The organism is Acidovorax sp. CCYZU-2555, from assembly GCF_018413525.1.
GTDB lineage: Bacteria > Pseudomonadota > Gammaproteobacteria > Burkholderiales > Burkholderiaceae_C > Comamonas.
Genome location: NZ_JAHCDD010000001.1, coordinates 80,892 through 93,545, shown reverse-complemented (window position 1 = coordinate 93,545; position 12,654 = coordinate 80,892). Strand labels below are relative to the sequence as shown.

Annotated in this window: 11 protein-coding genes; 6 read left to right on the top strand and 5 right to left on the bottom strand. The window is 66.3% G+C overall.

Going from position 1 to position 12,654, the window contains the following annotated elements; translation table 11 throughout:
* Positions 1–150: 150 nt before the first annotated feature.
* Together KHY18_RS00405 and KHY18_RS00400 are read left to right on the top strand one after the other, a co-directional pair.
* Positions 151–1,434: an O-acetylhomoserine aminocarboxypropyltransferase/cysteine synthase family protein gene (locus KHY18_RS00405; RefSeq protein WP_213293225.1), complete on the top strand. Its 1,284-nt coding sequence runs from the start codon at positions 151–153 to the stop codon at positions 1,432–1,434.
* A gap of 359 nt (positions 1,435–1,793) precedes the next feature.
* Positions 1,794–2,279 carry an Ivy family c-type lysozyme inhibitor gene (locus KHY18_RS00400; protein WP_349630226.1) on the top strand — a complete coding sequence of 162 codons (486 nt, stop codon included), beginning with the start codon at positions 1,794–1,796 and terminating at the stop codon, positions 2,277–2,279.
* Positions 2,280–2,292: 13 nt separating this feature from the next.
* On the opposite strand, the gene KHY18_RS00395 is transcribed toward KHY18_RS00400, so the two are convergent.
* A complete protein-coding gene (locus KHY18_RS00395; RefSeq protein ID WP_213293223.1) occupies positions 2,293–3,714 on the bottom strand; it encodes an FAD-binding oxidoreductase in 1,422 nt (473 codons plus the stop codon).
* Positions 3,715–3,740: 26 nt separating this feature from the next.
* A complete protein-coding gene (locus KHY18_RS00390) occupies positions 3,741–4,139 on the bottom strand; it encodes a DUF2069 domain-containing protein (RefSeq protein WP_213293222.1) in 399 nt (132 codons plus the stop codon).
* A 21-nt stretch (positions 4,140–4,160) separates the two neighbouring features.
* Here KHY18_RS00390 and KHY18_RS00385 point away from each other — a divergent pair, with 21 nt between their 5' ends.
* Complete coding sequence (locus tag KHY18_RS00385) at positions 4,161–5,462, top strand: YihY family inner membrane protein (protein ID WP_213293221.1); 1,302 nt, start codon at positions 4,161–4,163, stop codon at positions 5,460–5,462.
* Between the two features lie 25 nt (positions 5,463–5,487).
* Complete coding sequence (locus KHY18_RS00380; protein ID WP_213293220.1) at positions 5,488–5,916, top strand: VOC family protein; 429 nt, start codon at positions 5,488–5,490, stop codon at positions 5,914–5,916.
* A gap of 156 nt (positions 5,917–6,072) precedes the next feature.
* Here KHY18_RS00380 and KHY18_RS00375 read toward each other — a convergent pair whose 3' ends face one another.
* Both KHY18_RS00375 and KHY18_RS00370 read right to left on the bottom strand, forming a co-directional pair.
* Positions 6,073–6,885 carry an alpha/beta fold hydrolase gene (locus tag KHY18_RS00375; protein WP_213293219.1) on the bottom strand — a complete coding sequence of 271 codons (813 nt, stop codon included), beginning with the start codon at positions 6,883–6,885 and terminating at the stop codon, positions 6,073–6,075.
* Positions 6,886–6,893: 8 nt separating this feature from the next.
* Entirely contained in the window at positions 6,894–8,192 is a 1,299-nt protein-coding gene (locus KHY18_RS00370; RefSeq protein ID WP_213293218.1) for an O-acetylhomoserine aminocarboxypropyltransferase, read from the bottom strand.
* 217 nt (positions 8,193–8,409) lie between these two features.
* Here KHY18_RS00370 and KHY18_RS00365 point away from each other — a divergent pair, with 217 nt between their 5' ends.
* Positions 8,410–8,859 (top strand): CBS domain-containing protein, encoded by a 450-nt coding sequence (locus KHY18_RS00365; RefSeq protein ID WP_213293217.1) that lies wholly within the window; start codon positions 8,410–8,412, stop codon positions 8,857–8,859.
* Between the two features lie 56 nt (positions 8,860–8,915).
* Here the strand turns inward: KHY18_RS00365 and KHY18_RS00360 are convergent, their stop codons facing one another.
* On the bottom strand, positions 8,916–11,147 hold the full coding sequence (locus tag KHY18_RS00360; RefSeq protein ID WP_213293216.1) for a sensor domain-containing protein: 2,232 nt from the start codon (positions 11,145–11,147) through the stop codon (positions 8,916–8,918).
* Positions 11,148–11,267: 120 nt separating this feature from the next.
* Between KHY18_RS00360 and aroC the strand changes: the two genes are divergently transcribed.
* Positions 11,268–12,365: a chorismate synthase gene (gene aroC / locus KHY18_RS00355; RefSeq protein ID WP_213293215.1), complete on the top strand. Its 1,098-nt coding sequence runs from the start codon at positions 11,268–11,270 to the stop codon at positions 12,363–12,365.
* The last annotated feature ends 289 nt before the right edge of the window (positions 12,366–12,654 follow it).

Below are 12,654 nucleotides of genomic sequence, written 5' to 3'. Positions count from 1 at the left end.
GCGCATGCTGCGAGCGGATCGCGGCCTGCACATAATCTCTGAATAATCCTGCTTATATCCGTCAGCGATTTATATATATTGATTCACCAACGCGCCGAATAAAAAAATCCCGTTCGGCATTCCAACCTGCACTTTCGAAAAGGCAAGAAAATGCGCATTGAAACCCTGGCAGTCCACGCCGGTTACAGCCCCGATCCCACCACCAAGGCCGTGGCCGTTCCCATCTACCAGACCGTGGCCTACGCGTTCGACAGCGCCCAGCACGGCGCCGACCTGTTCGACCTGAAGGTGCCGGGCAACATCTACACGCGCATCATGAACCCGACCACCGACGTGCTCGAAAAGCGCGTCGCGGCCCTCGAAGGCGGCATTGCCGCGCTGGCCCTGGCGTCGGGCATGGCGGCCATCACGGCCGCGATCCAGACCATTGCCGAAGCCGGCGACAACATCATCTCGGCCTCCACGCTCTACGGCGGCACCTACAACCTGTTCGCCCACACCTTCCCCCAGCAGGGCATAGAAGTGCGTTTCGCCGACGCGCGCGATCCCGCGAGCTTCGGCAAGCTGATCGACGCCAAGACCAAGGCGATCTTCATCGAGTCCATCGGCAACCCGCTGGGCAACGTGACCGACATCCGCGCGCTCGCCGATGTCGCCCATGCCCACGGCGTGCCGCTGATCGTCGACAACACCGTTCCCTCGCCTTACCTGCTGCGCCCCATCGAGTTCGGCGCCGACATCGTCGTGCATTCGCTGACCAAGTACCTGGGCGGCCATGGCACCAGCGTCGGCGGCGCCATCGTCGACAGCGGCACCTTCCCCTGGGCCGAGCACCGCGAGCGTTTCCCGCGTCTGAACGAGCCCGACGTCAGCTACCACGGCGTGATCTACACCGAAGCCCTGGGCCCCGCGGCCTACATCGGCCGCGCGCGCGTCGTGCCGCTGCGCAACATGGGCGCGGCCATCTCGCCGCAGAACGCCTTCCAGATCCTGCAAGGCATTGAAACGCTGGCGCTGCGCATGGACCGCATCTGCGAGAACACGCAGAAGATCGCCGAGACGCTGCAAAAGCATGCCAAGGTCGAATGGGTGCGCTATGCGGGCCTGCCGGACCACCCCGACCACGCGATCGTGCAAAAGCAATCGGGCGGCCGCGCTTCGGGCATCGTGTCGTTCAGCCTCAAGGCCAGCGCGGGCGACGCGCGTGCGGCCGGTGCGCGCTTCCTGGACGCGCTGCAGCTGTTCACGCGCCTGGTGAACATCGGCGACGCCAAGTCGCTGGCCACCCATCCCGCGTCGACCACCCACCGCCAGCTCGACGCTGCCGAGCTGGCCAAGGCCGGCGTGACCGAAGGCATGGTGCGTCTGTCGGTGGGCATCGAGCATATCGACGACCTGCTGGCCGATCTGGACCAGGCGCTGGCGCAAGTCTGATCAGGCCTGGGCGCTGGCCTCCAACCCGACGGCCTGGCCGTCGGGTTTTTTCATGGGCGAGCCGGAGTGCAGGCGGCGCCTTGGCCGACAGGCTTGCGAGGTCGCGCGGGTCAAAATGGTGCACAGCACGGTCGTGGCACGCACTTGAATGCGTCATGCGGCCGTGATAAAAGATCGATATGCGGCAGCGGCCGTGGGCGCTGTCGTCAAGCTTTTGCCCAAAGGTGTGCACCATGCGTTTTGTGTTTCTTTCCCTTCAGACAGTCGTCGCCCTGACCGCTGTGGGTTTGCTCTCGGCATGTGAACCCAAGCCGCCCGCGCCCAAGGCCGCGCATGCGGCAACCGTGCCTGCCGCTCCGGTGCCACTGACCACCCAGGATGTTTCGGCCACGGCGGCCGTGATCCTCAAAGACAAACCCGTGCCCACCCAACCCGCGGCGGCCCAGGCCCCCGCAACCGCGGGAGCGCCGCTGGAGCCATTGATCAGCATCGCGGAGTCCGTGGGCAAGTACCCGTACGACGGCGACAATTATCTGGAACAAGGCGTGCTCGCCGCGCGCCTGCGCGCGCTGCTGGGCGAGCGTTATCCGCTGCTGCTGGCCAACATGCGCACGGTGTCGCCGCTGACCTCGGCGGGCGGCCTGTGGTTCATCACGGGCAACCGGCCGCACGAAGGCGGTGTCGAGGCCGCCGCCGTGGTCATAGACCCGCGCGCCAACGCGTTGCGCGTGTGGCTGCTCAACGCGGGCCAGTCGGAGGAGTTTATAGATCCGCCGGCGGCGGTGATTCCCTGGCCCAAGGACGTTCAGACCCTGATCGGCAACCAGCGCCGCAACGCGCAATAACGCCCGAGCGGGCTTATTCCCGGGGCAGCACGCAGCCCGGATTCATGATGCCCTTGGGGTCCAGCGCCTGCTTGATGGCGCGCATCATGCCCAGCGCCACGGGCGACTGGTACTTCTGCAGCTTGTCGACCTTGAGCGCGCCCACGCCATGCTCGGCCGAGAACGATCCGCCGAACTTCGCCACGGCTTCATACACCAGATGGTTGACCAGATCCTCCTGGTCGCGCAAAAACGCCTTGGGGTCGCCTTCGGCCGGCGCCTGCACGTTGTAGTGCAGGTTGCCGTCGCCCAGATGGCCGAAGTTGACCAGGCGCACGCCCGGAATTTCCGCCTGCAGCAGCGCGTCGGCGTATTCCACGAACGCCGGAATGCGCGAAGCCGCGATCGAGATGTCGTGCTTGATGTTGAGGCCTTCCTCGGCCTGGGCCAGCGGAATGCTTTCGCGCACATGCCACAGGCCCTTGGCCTGGGCGATGCTTTCGGCGACCACGGCGTCGAGCACGCAGCCGTCCTCGAACGCCATCTCCAGCAGCGCTTCGAAGCGACCGCGCGCATGGGCTTCGGATTCGCTGTCGGAGTTCTCCAGCAGCACGCAGTAGGGCGCTTCGGCCAGGTCGGCGAACGGCACGCGCAGCTGCGGCATGTGGCGCACCACCAGGCTCAGCGCAAACTTGCCCATGACTTCAAAGCCCGTGAGCCCCGCGCCCAGTTGCTGGTGCGCCAGGCCCAGCAGGCGCACCGCGGCTTCCATCGACGGCACGGCCGCCCAGGCCGTGAGGCGCGCCGCGGGCTGGGGAAACAGCTTGAGCGTCGCCGCGGTGATCACGCCCAGCGTGCCTTCGCTGCCGATCAGCAGATCGCGCAGGTCATAGCCGGTGTTGTCCTTGCGCAGGCCCTTGAGCCCGTCCCAGATTTCGCCCTGGGGCGTGACCACTTCGAGGCCCAGGCACAGATCGCGCGTATTGCCGTAGCGCACCACCTGCGTTCCGCCGGCGTTGGTGCCCAGATTGCCGCCTATCGTGCAGCTGCCTTCGGCGGCCAGCGACAGCGGAAACAGCAGGCCCGCGGCGTCGGCTGCCTGTTGCACGTTCTGCAAAATGCAGCCGGCTTCCACCGTGAGCGTCAGGTTGTCCTTGTCCAGCTGGCGCACGGCCTGCATGCGCTGTAGGCTCAGCACGATCTGCGTGCCGCTGGTGTCGGGCGTCGAGCCCACCGACAGGCCGGTATTGCCGCCCTGGGGAATCAGGCTGGTGCCGCTGTCATGGCAGGCGCGCACCACGGCCGCGACTTCGGCGGTGTTGGCCGGGCGCACCACGGCCAGCGATTTGCCGCGGCTGCGGCGGCGCCAGTCCTGCTCCCAGGCGCTCAGATCGCCTTCGGTCAGTACATTGGGGGCGCCGACGATCTGGCGCAGGGTATCGAGCAGAGTAGACATGGTGACGGTTCTCGCAAAAAATTCATTCAGCCCGCGGCGCCCAGGGCCGCGGCCTTGACGGCGCGCTGGCGCCAGCGCACATGCAGCGTGCAGGCGACGAACAGCGACAGGCACAGCGCGACTTCGGCCAGCGCGAGCCAGCGGCTGGGCGCGGGATCGCTCCAGGCGCGCACCACGCCTTCGGTGAAGTACAGCCAGACCACCAGGCTGACCCAGCGGTAGGTGTACATGCGGCGCTTGAGCAGGCCGGCCAGCGGCAGGCACAGCGGCAGCGCCTTGAGCGCCAGCCACGAGCCGCCGGGGCGCAGCGGCGCAAGCCACAGCTCCCAGGCAACGCACAGCAGCATCAGGGCCAGCAGGCTGCCTACGGCCCACCAGCGGGTGGCAGCGACGTCGCTGCCGGGTTCAGTGTTGGAAGCATTCATGGAGGTGGCATCATATCGGCCATGGCCTTGTCCTTCCACCGAGCGCGCATGCGCGGGCGCCAATTGGCCCACACCCTGTCCGTCTTTCCCTGGCGCAATACCGCGCACACGCTGGCTGCGCGCTTTCGCGAAGACCGGCTGGGGCTCACGGCCAGCAGCCTCACTTTCACTTCGCTGCTGGCGCTGGTGCCCTTCGTCACGGTCGCGCTCGCGGTGTTCACCGCGTTTCCCACGTTCGGTCGCTTGCAGCTGATGCTGCAGCGCTGGCTGATCGACAGCCTGATTCCCGACTCCATCGCGCTGCAGGTCATGGACTATCTGATGCAGTTCGCGGCCAAGGCCAGCCAGCTCGGCGGCGTGGGCTTCGGCTTTCTGCTGGTCACGGTGATCAGCCTGGTGATGACCATGGACCGCACGCTCAACAACATCTGGCGCGTGCAGCAGATGCGGCCGCTGGGCCAGCGCCTGCTGATCTACTGGGCCGTGATCACGCTGGGCCCGCTGCTCATGGGCGGCAGCATCGCCACCACCTCCTACGTGCTGTCGGCGTCGCGCGGCATCGTCGCGGCGCTGCCCGAAGCGGTGCAGGTGGGTTTCAACTCGCTCGAGTTCCTGCTGCTGTCGGGCGCGATGGCCGCGCTCTACCACTATGTGCCCAACACGCCGGTCAAGTGGCGCCATGCGTTCGTCGGCGGCCTGTTCGTCGCCATCGGCATGGCGCTGGCGAAGAACGTTCTGGCGCTGTACCTGGCGTCGGTGCCTACCTATTCGGTGATCTATGGCACGTTTGCCACCTTGCCCATTTTGCTGATCTGGGTCTATGTGGCCTGGGTGATTTTTCTGCTCGGCGCCGTGGTCACGGCCTATCTGCCCAGCCTGCTCGCGGGCATGGAGCGCAGCTCCTCGCACCCCGGCTGGAGTTTCGAGCTGGCGCTTGAAGTGGTTGCCGTGCTCGACGAGCAGCGCGCGCAGCCGCCGCGCGGCATGCAGCCGCTGGCGCTGGCCAGACGCCTCAAGGTCGATGCGCTGCAGCTCGAGCCCGCGCTGTCGGCGCTGATCGCGGTGCGCTGGCTGGGCATGCTGCCCGATGAAGGCCAGATGCGCACGCTGGGCGACGTGGAGCCGCGCTATGTGCTGCTGTGCGATCCCGACAACACGCTGCTCGCGCCGCTGCTGCAGCATCTGCTGCTCGACAAGACGCCGGGCACGCAGCAATTGTGGGAGCAGGGCCATTGGGACGAACTCACGCTGGGCCAGGCCTTGCCTTTGCCCGAAGTGCTGGCCCAGCCGCCGGCCCTGACGCCGTTTGTGCTTCCCCGCTGAGGATATTTACCACCAGGAGAACCGTATGGAAACCATGGAAATTCACCGCGGACGGCTGATCGACCACCTGCAACTGGTGGTGCGCGATCTGCCCAAGGCCCAGACTTTCTACACCGCCGTGCTCGCGGCGCTGCAAGTGCCCATGGGCGGCACGGGCGAGGGCTATTTCTGGGCCGATGAGCTGTTCGTTTCCACGGCCGACAGCCAGGCCGCGCAAGGCCACCTGACGGGCCGCCATCACCTGGCGTTCCAGGCAAAGGACCGCGCCATGGTCGAGGCGTTCCACCAGGCTGCGCTGGCCCATGGCGGCACCGACAACGGCGCGCCCGGCGAGCGACCTTACCACCCGGGCTACTACGCGGCCTTTGTGCTCGATCCCGACGGCAACAACATCGAAGCCGTTTTCCACGGCGAGGCCCAGCGCAGCGCAGACTCGGTGCGCGTCACTTTTTGAGGCCAGGGGGGCGAGCGGCGGGCAGGTATTGCGCTCAAATACAGCAATACCGTTCGCCCTGAGCTTGTCGAAGGGCGCTTCAGGGCGCGTGGAGGTAAAAAAAGCCCCGTGCTTTGAGCCAGGTCGGGGCTTTTGACGCGAACGCTAAATCCGCGCTTAGGCCGCTTGCAGAAAATCCCGCAACGCAAACAGCGTTTCGTCGGGTGATTCCGTCATCTGGTTGTGCCCCATGGGCAGCAGTACGCGCTGCGGCTTCTTGCCCGCGGCCTGGGCCGCCTGGATCAAGCCTTGCGCTGCCTTGGGCGGCGTCATCTGGTCCTGAGCGCCGAGCGCGAACAGCACGGGGCAGGTGACGGCCGCGATCGCGGCTTCGCCATTGGCATAGCGGTCGCAGGCGAGAAAGCCCGTGTGCAGCAGGTTCTGCTTGTCGTTGCTGGCCAGCACGCGCCGGCCCAATGCCACGCCCGCACCGAACACCCAGCTGCCCGCGCCGCCGGGCGGCGCCAGCGTGGCGCGCGAAAAGGTGTTGACCAGCTGTATCGCCTGCTCGGGCGTGTTGAGTGCAGATTCGAGCAGCGCCGGCGAGACTTTCATCGGATGGGCCGTACCCACCAGCGCCAGATGGCTCACGCGCTCGCCCAGATCGGCCGCGGCCTGCAGCGCGATCAGGCTGCCCCAGCTGTGGCCCACGAGTGCGGCTTTTTGCAGGCCGGCGGCATTCATCAGTTCGCCGATGAAGCGCGCGGCTTCCTCGACGCTTTGCGGCGCCGCGCCTTGGCTGCGGCAATGGCCGGGCAGGTCTATGGCCAGCACGTTCCAGCCATGGTTGGCCAGGTAGCGGCTTTGCAGTGCCCAGACGCTGTGGTCGCACAGCACGCCGTGGATCAGGATGACCGTGGGCAGCTCGGGGCGCGGGGCCTTTCCGCCGGTGTAGGCATAAATGGAGTGGCCGTTGACTTCGATGTTCATGGAGACTCCTATGCCGCTTTTTCCGCGGCCTTCAGCGCGCGCTTGAGGTCGTCGATCAGGTCGTCGGCGTCTTCGAGGCCGATCGACAGGCGTATCGTTCCCTGGCTGATGCCCGCGCCGGCGAGCGCCGCGTCGTCCATACGGAAGTGCGTGGTGCTGGCCGGGTGGATCACCAGCGAGCGGCAGTCGCCGACGTTGGCGAGGTGGCTGAAGACTTTCAGCGTCTCGATGAACTTCTTGCCCTGGTTGCGGTTGCCCGCGATGTCGAAGCTGAACACCGAACCCGCGCCGCGCGGCAGCAGCTTCTTGGCCAGCGCATGGCTGGGGTGGCTTTCGAGCATGGGGTGGCCCACGCGGCTGACCATCGGGTGGCTGGCCAGGAACTCGACCACCTTGACGGTGTTGCGCATATGGCGTTCCATGCGCAGCGGCAGGGTTTCTATGCCTTGCAGGATCAGCCAGGCGGTGTGCGGGCTCATGCAGGCGCCGAAGTCGCGCAGGCCTTCACGGCGCGCGCGCAGCAGGAAGGCGCCGACGCTGCTTTCCTCGGTGAACACCATGTTGTGGAAGCCGTCGTAGGGCGCGCTGAGTTCGGGGAATTTGCCTGAACGCTCCCAGTCGAAGCTGCCGCCGTCGACGATCACGCCGCCGATCACCGTGCCATGGCCCGAGAGGAACTTGGTCGCCGAGTGGTAGACGATGTCGGCGCCCAGCGACAGGGGCTTCATCAGCCAGGGCGACGTCAAGGTCGAGTCGACCAGCAGCGGCACGCCGGCCTCGTGCGCGATCTGCGACACGGTGGGAATGTCGAGCACGTCCAGGCCCGGGTTGCCCACGGTCTCGCCGAAGAACAGCTTGGTGTTGGGACGCACCGCGGCCTTCCAGCCGTCGATGTCGCCGGGCTTGACGAAGGTGGTCTCTATGCCGAAGCGCGCCAGCGTGTAGTGCAGCAGGTTCTGGCTGCCGCCGTAGAGCGCCGTGCTGGCGACGATATGGCTGCCCGCGCCCATCAGCGTCGCCACCGACAGATGCAGCGCCGCCTGGCCGCTGGCCACGGCAATCGCGCCCACGCCGCCTTCGAGCGCCGACACGCGCTGCTCGAGCACGGCATTCGTCGGGTTGCTGATGCGGCTGTAGACATGGCCGGGCCGCTCGAGGTTGAACAGCGAGGCCGCGTGGTCGCTGGACTCGAACACGAACGAAGTCGTGAGATGGATGGGCACGGCGCGCGCGCCTGTCACGGGGTCGGGCTGCGTGCCTGCGTGCAGGCTCAGCGTATCGAAGCCGGGGTCAGAGTAACCGGGCATCTTGTCTCCAGATATGGTCAATCGCAACGGTGCCCCCGGAGGGGAGCCCTGGGCCAACGATTATGCATGGGCAGGTCAGCGCAGGCGGGCACCCTGGCGACCTGGTCGCTGACGGCCTAAAAGCCGTAGCACTGGCCTGGGGCGCGGGTTTGTCGATTAAGATCAATCACCAGTTGGAGAGGCCTCCATTCCCAGCGGCAGCAGCCGGAGACAAAACATGAAAGTTCGCGACATTCTTCGCGTCAAGGGCAATACCTTGTACGCCATTTCCCCCGATGAGCCCCTGAGCCGCGCCGTGGAGACGATGGCCGAGAAGGACATCGGTTCGCTGGTCGTCATGGAACACTCGGACGTCGTGGGCATGCTCACGTTCCGCGAAGTGATCCAGGCGCTGGTGAAGAACGCCGCCGGCACGACGCTGGTGCGCTCGGCCATGGACGACGCGCCGCTGACCTGCACGCTGGAAACCGAAATGGACGAAGTGCGCCGCATGATGCTGGATCGCCACGCGCGCTACATGCCCGTGATGGACAAGCGCATGCTGATGGGCGTGATCAGCTTCTACGACGTCGCCAAGGCCGTCGTCGACAGCCAGAATTTCGAGAACCGCATGCTCAAGGCCTACATCCGCGACTGGCCCGAAGGCGAGCGCCAGGGCGCGGAATAAGCTGACTGGGGGGCGATGCCCCCCATTGCGTTTTGCCTTGGGGCGGTCCTCCGCGACTACTGCGCCGCCAGCCACTCCTCAAGCTGCGCCGCCGCCACCGGCCGGCAAAACAGATAGCCCTGCATCACCGCGCAGTCATGGCTTTGCAGCCATTCGCACTGCTCGCGCGTTTCCACGCCTTCGGCCACGACCTTCATGTCGAGGCTGCGCGCAATGCTCAGCACCGAGCGCGTGAGCGCGGTCGCCGAGTCGCTGCCTTGCAGGTCGTGCACAAAGCTCTGGTCGAGCTTGAGTTCGCTGAACGGCAGCCGGTGCAAATGGCTCAGGCTGGAATAGCCGGTGCCGAAATCGTCGAGCGACAGTTGCAGGCCGCGCGCATGCAGCGCATGCAGGTTGGCCGTGGTCGCGGCGCTCGCATCCATCATCACGCTTTCGGTGATCTCCAGCATCAGGTCGCTGGGCTGCAGCCCGTGGCGCGCGAGCGCGGCGCCGACCTGGTTGGCAAGCTGCGGATCGTGGAAGTTGTGCGCAGACAGGTTGATCGCGAGCTGCGGCACCGGCAGCCGGGCCGCACGCCAGCGCGCCATCTGTGCGCAGGCGGCGTCCAGCAGCCATTGCGTCAGCGCCTGGATCAGGCCCGCGTCTTCGGCCACGGCAATGAAGCGCGCGGGCGATACCGCGCCCCATTCGGGATGGTTCCAGCGCGCCAGCGCTTCGACGCCATGCAGCCGGTGCGTCGACTGGCCCAGCACCTGCGGCTGGAAGTTCAGATGCAGCTGCTGGCGCGCAATCGCCTGGCGCAGGTCGCGCTCCATCGCCATGCGCTCCTGCGCCAGCACCCCCAGCTCGGGGATGAAACGGCACCAATGCGATGTGGGCTGCTTCTTTGCGGCATGCATGGCCTGGTCGGCATGGCTTACCAGCATGGGAATGTCGGCGCCATCCTCAGGGTAGAGCGCAATGCCTATGCTGGCCTGGGGCAGATGCTGCATGCCCTGGTGGACGAAAGGAAAGGCAATGCTGTCGAGCAGCCGCTGCGCCGTGGCGATCGCCTGCTCGCTGCAGGCGCCCGGCAGCAGCAGCACGAACTCATCGCTGGACAGCCGGCCCGCGACATCGCCAGGCCCCAGATGCGCGCGCAGGCGGTTCGCGGTTTCGCACAGCAGCGCATCGCCCGCGGCATGGCCCTGGCTGTCGTTGACCTGTTTGAACCGGTCGAGGTCGATATACAGCAGCGCGGCCTGGGGCGCGGCCGACTGGCGCAGCGTCGCCAGCGCGCACTGCGCGAACTCGGTGAACAGCGTGCGGTTGGGCAGTTGCGTGAGCGTGTCGTAATAGGCCAGCTGATGGATGCGGCTCTGGGCGCTGTCGCGCGCCATCGCCAGCGTGCACAGGTGCAGGCAGACTTCGACCAGGCGCAGATGCAGGTTGCTCGGGCCGCGCGCCTCACGAAAGTAGAAAGCAAAGGTTCCGACCACCTGGCCCGCGTGGTTCTTGATCGGGCTGGACCAGCAGGCGCGGATTCCCATGGGCATGAACAGCGCGCGGTAATCGTTCCACAGCGGGTCGGTGGCGATGTCGGTGACGGCCACCGGTTCGCCCAGGTACGCGGTCGTGCCGCAGGAGCCCGCCTGCGGGCCCATATAGGCCCCTTCAATGGCCTCGCACAGCACGGACGGCAGGGAAGGCGCGGCCAGCACGTGCAGGCGGCCTTCGGGGTCTACGCGCAGCACGCTGGCAATCACGTCCGGCGCGATGCGTTCGACTTCCGCGCAGACCAGTGCCATCAGTTGGGGCAGCGGCACTTCGCGCACCATGGCTTCGAGCACGCGGCTTTGTAATGCCTCCTGGTGCTTGGTGGGCGTGAGATCGGTGAGCGTGACCACGGCGCAGCCCGAGTCAGGCGGCTGGCCCGGTCCGGGCGGCGGGTGGATGTTGCTGACCAGCGAGACCCAGATGGGATCGCCGTTGCGGTGGTAGCACAGCGCTTCGCCGGTGAAGCGGCCATTGCGCGCCAATTGCTCATCGATATGCGCCAGCGCGTCCTGGGCGAAGGATTTGCCCAGCAGCAGTTCGCGCGGGCGCCTGCCCAGCGCTTCATGCAGTGGATAGCCGAACAGCCGCTCGAAGCCGGCGTTGACGTAGACGATGCGACGCTGCTCGTCGGTGATCACGATCGCGCAGTCGCTGACATCCAGCGCGAGCGGCAGCGACGGCAGGTAGTCTGGCAGCGTCAGGGCATGGGCGGCAGGCGCTGGCGCGGGAGGAATGGGGCTGGCGGCTTGCATGGGACGGCGGTGCTCCTCATGGTGAACGGGCCTGTCGAGACGTTGGCGCGCATCAGCGCAAATCGTATCAATGTGTTGCTCAAGTGCCAAGCACTTCATACACCGGCATAATCGCGCGCCATGAGCGGCAATACTTTCGGAACCCTATTCAGCGTCACCAATTTTGGTGAATCCCACGGCCCGGCCATTGGCTGCGTGATCGATGGCTGCCCGCCGGGCATGCCATTGACCGAAGCCATCATCCAGCATGACCTGGACCGCCGGCGCCCCGGCACCAGCCGCCATGTGACCCAGCGCCAGGAAGCCGACGTCGTCGAAATCCTGTCGGGCGTCTATGAAGGCAAGACCACGGGCACGCCGATCGCGCTGTTGATCCGCAATACCGATCAGCGCAGCAAGGACTACGCGAACATCTCCGAGAGCTTTCGCCCCGGCCACGCCGATTACACCTACTGGCACAAGTACGGCATTCGCGACCCGCGCGGCGGCGGCCGCTCGTCGGCCCGCCTCACGGCGCCCACGGTCGCTGCCGGCGCGGTCGCCAAGCAATGGCTCAAGGCCCAGTACGGCACCGAGTTCCGCGCCTGCATGACGCAGCTGGGCGAACTGGAGATTCCGTTCGAAGACTGGGCGCATGTGCCCAACAACCCGTTCTTCGCTGCCGTGGCCGATGTCGCGGCCTACGAAAGCTACATGGACGCGCTGCGCAAGGCCGGCGACTCCTGTGGCGCGCGCATCCGCGTGCAGGCCACGGGCGTGCCCGTGGGCCTGGGCCAGCCGCTCTATGACAAGCTCGATGCCGATATTGCCTACGCGATGATGGGCCTCAACGCTGTCAAGGGCGTGGAAATCGGCGCCGGCTTTGCAAGCGTCGCGCAGCGCGGCACCGTGCACGGCGATTCGCTCACGCCTTCGGGCTTTGCGAGCAACCATTCGGGCGGCGTGCTCGGCGGCATCAGCACCGGCCAGGACCTCGAAGTCTCGATCGCGATCAAGCCCACGAGCTCCATCCTGAGCCCGCGCGAATCCATCGACGTGCATGGACAGCCCACGGAAGTCATCACCAAGGGCCGCCACGACCCCTGCGTGGGCATTCGCGCCGCACCCATCGCCGAAGCCTTGCTGGCGCTGGTGGTCATGGACCACGCGCTGCTGCACCGCGCGCAGTGCGGCGATGTGCGCCATGGCGTGGCGCCGATTGCGTCGTCACTGCTCTGAGTCTTCTGCAGACGTGAAAAAGCCATCCCCAGGGATGGCTTTTTTGTGGTGCTTTGTTCTCAGGCACGAATGGCTGATGGCCGTTCGCCCTGAGCGGGGTAAGCGAGACGGGGTCTCGCAAGGCTTTCAAAAGAAACATCGGGCTTCAAAATCCCCGTTCGCCCTGAGCCCGTCGAAGGGTGAACGGCCTGTGCTCAAGTCATGAGGACGGGCCGTTCATGGTGCGACGCGCCCGGCTAGGGAGGCTCACCACGAACGGGCCACTGTTTTGCCGCCGTTTGCAAAAATC

Excerpts from the sequence above, each read along its gene's own strand:
- KHY18_RS00405 (WP_213293225.1), top strand. The coding sequence starts at position 151 with ATGCGCATTGAAACCCTGGCAGTCCACGCCGGTTACAGCCCCGATCCC.
- KHY18_RS00390 (WP_213293222.1), bottom strand. The coding sequence starts at position 4,139 with ATGAATGCTTCCAACACTGAACCCGGCAGCGACGTCGCTGCCACCCGC.
- aroC (WP_213293215.1), top strand. The coding sequence starts at position 11,268 with ATGAGCGGCAATACTTTCGGAACCCTATTCAGCGTCACCAATTTTGGT.
- KHY18_RS00395 (WP_213293223.1), bottom strand. The coding sequence starts at position 3,714 with ATGTCTACTCTGCTCGATACCCTGCGCCAGATCGTCGGCGCCCCCAAT.
- KHY18_RS00360 (WP_213293216.1), bottom strand. The coding sequence starts at position 11,147 with ATGCAAGCCGCCAGCCCCATTCCTCCCGCGCCAGCGCCTGCCGCCCAT.
- KHY18_RS00365 (WP_213293217.1), top strand. The coding sequence starts at position 8,410 with ATGAAAGTTCGCGACATTCTTCGCGTCAAGGGCAATACCTTGTACGCC.
- KHY18_RS00375 (WP_213293219.1), bottom strand. The coding sequence starts at position 6,885 with ATGAACATCGAAGTCAACGGCCACTCCATTTATGCCTACACCGGCGGA.
- KHY18_RS00385 (WP_213293221.1), top strand. The coding sequence starts at position 4,161 with ATGGCCTTGTCCTTCCACCGAGCGCGCATGCGCGGGCGCCAATTGGCC.
- KHY18_RS00380 (WP_213293220.1), top strand. The coding sequence starts at position 5,488 with ATGGAAACCATGGAAATTCACCGCGGACGGCTGATCGACCACCTGCAA.
- KHY18_RS00370 (WP_213293218.1), bottom strand. The coding sequence starts at position 8,192 with ATGCCCGGTTACTCTGACCCCGGCTTCGATACGCTGAGCCTGCACGCA.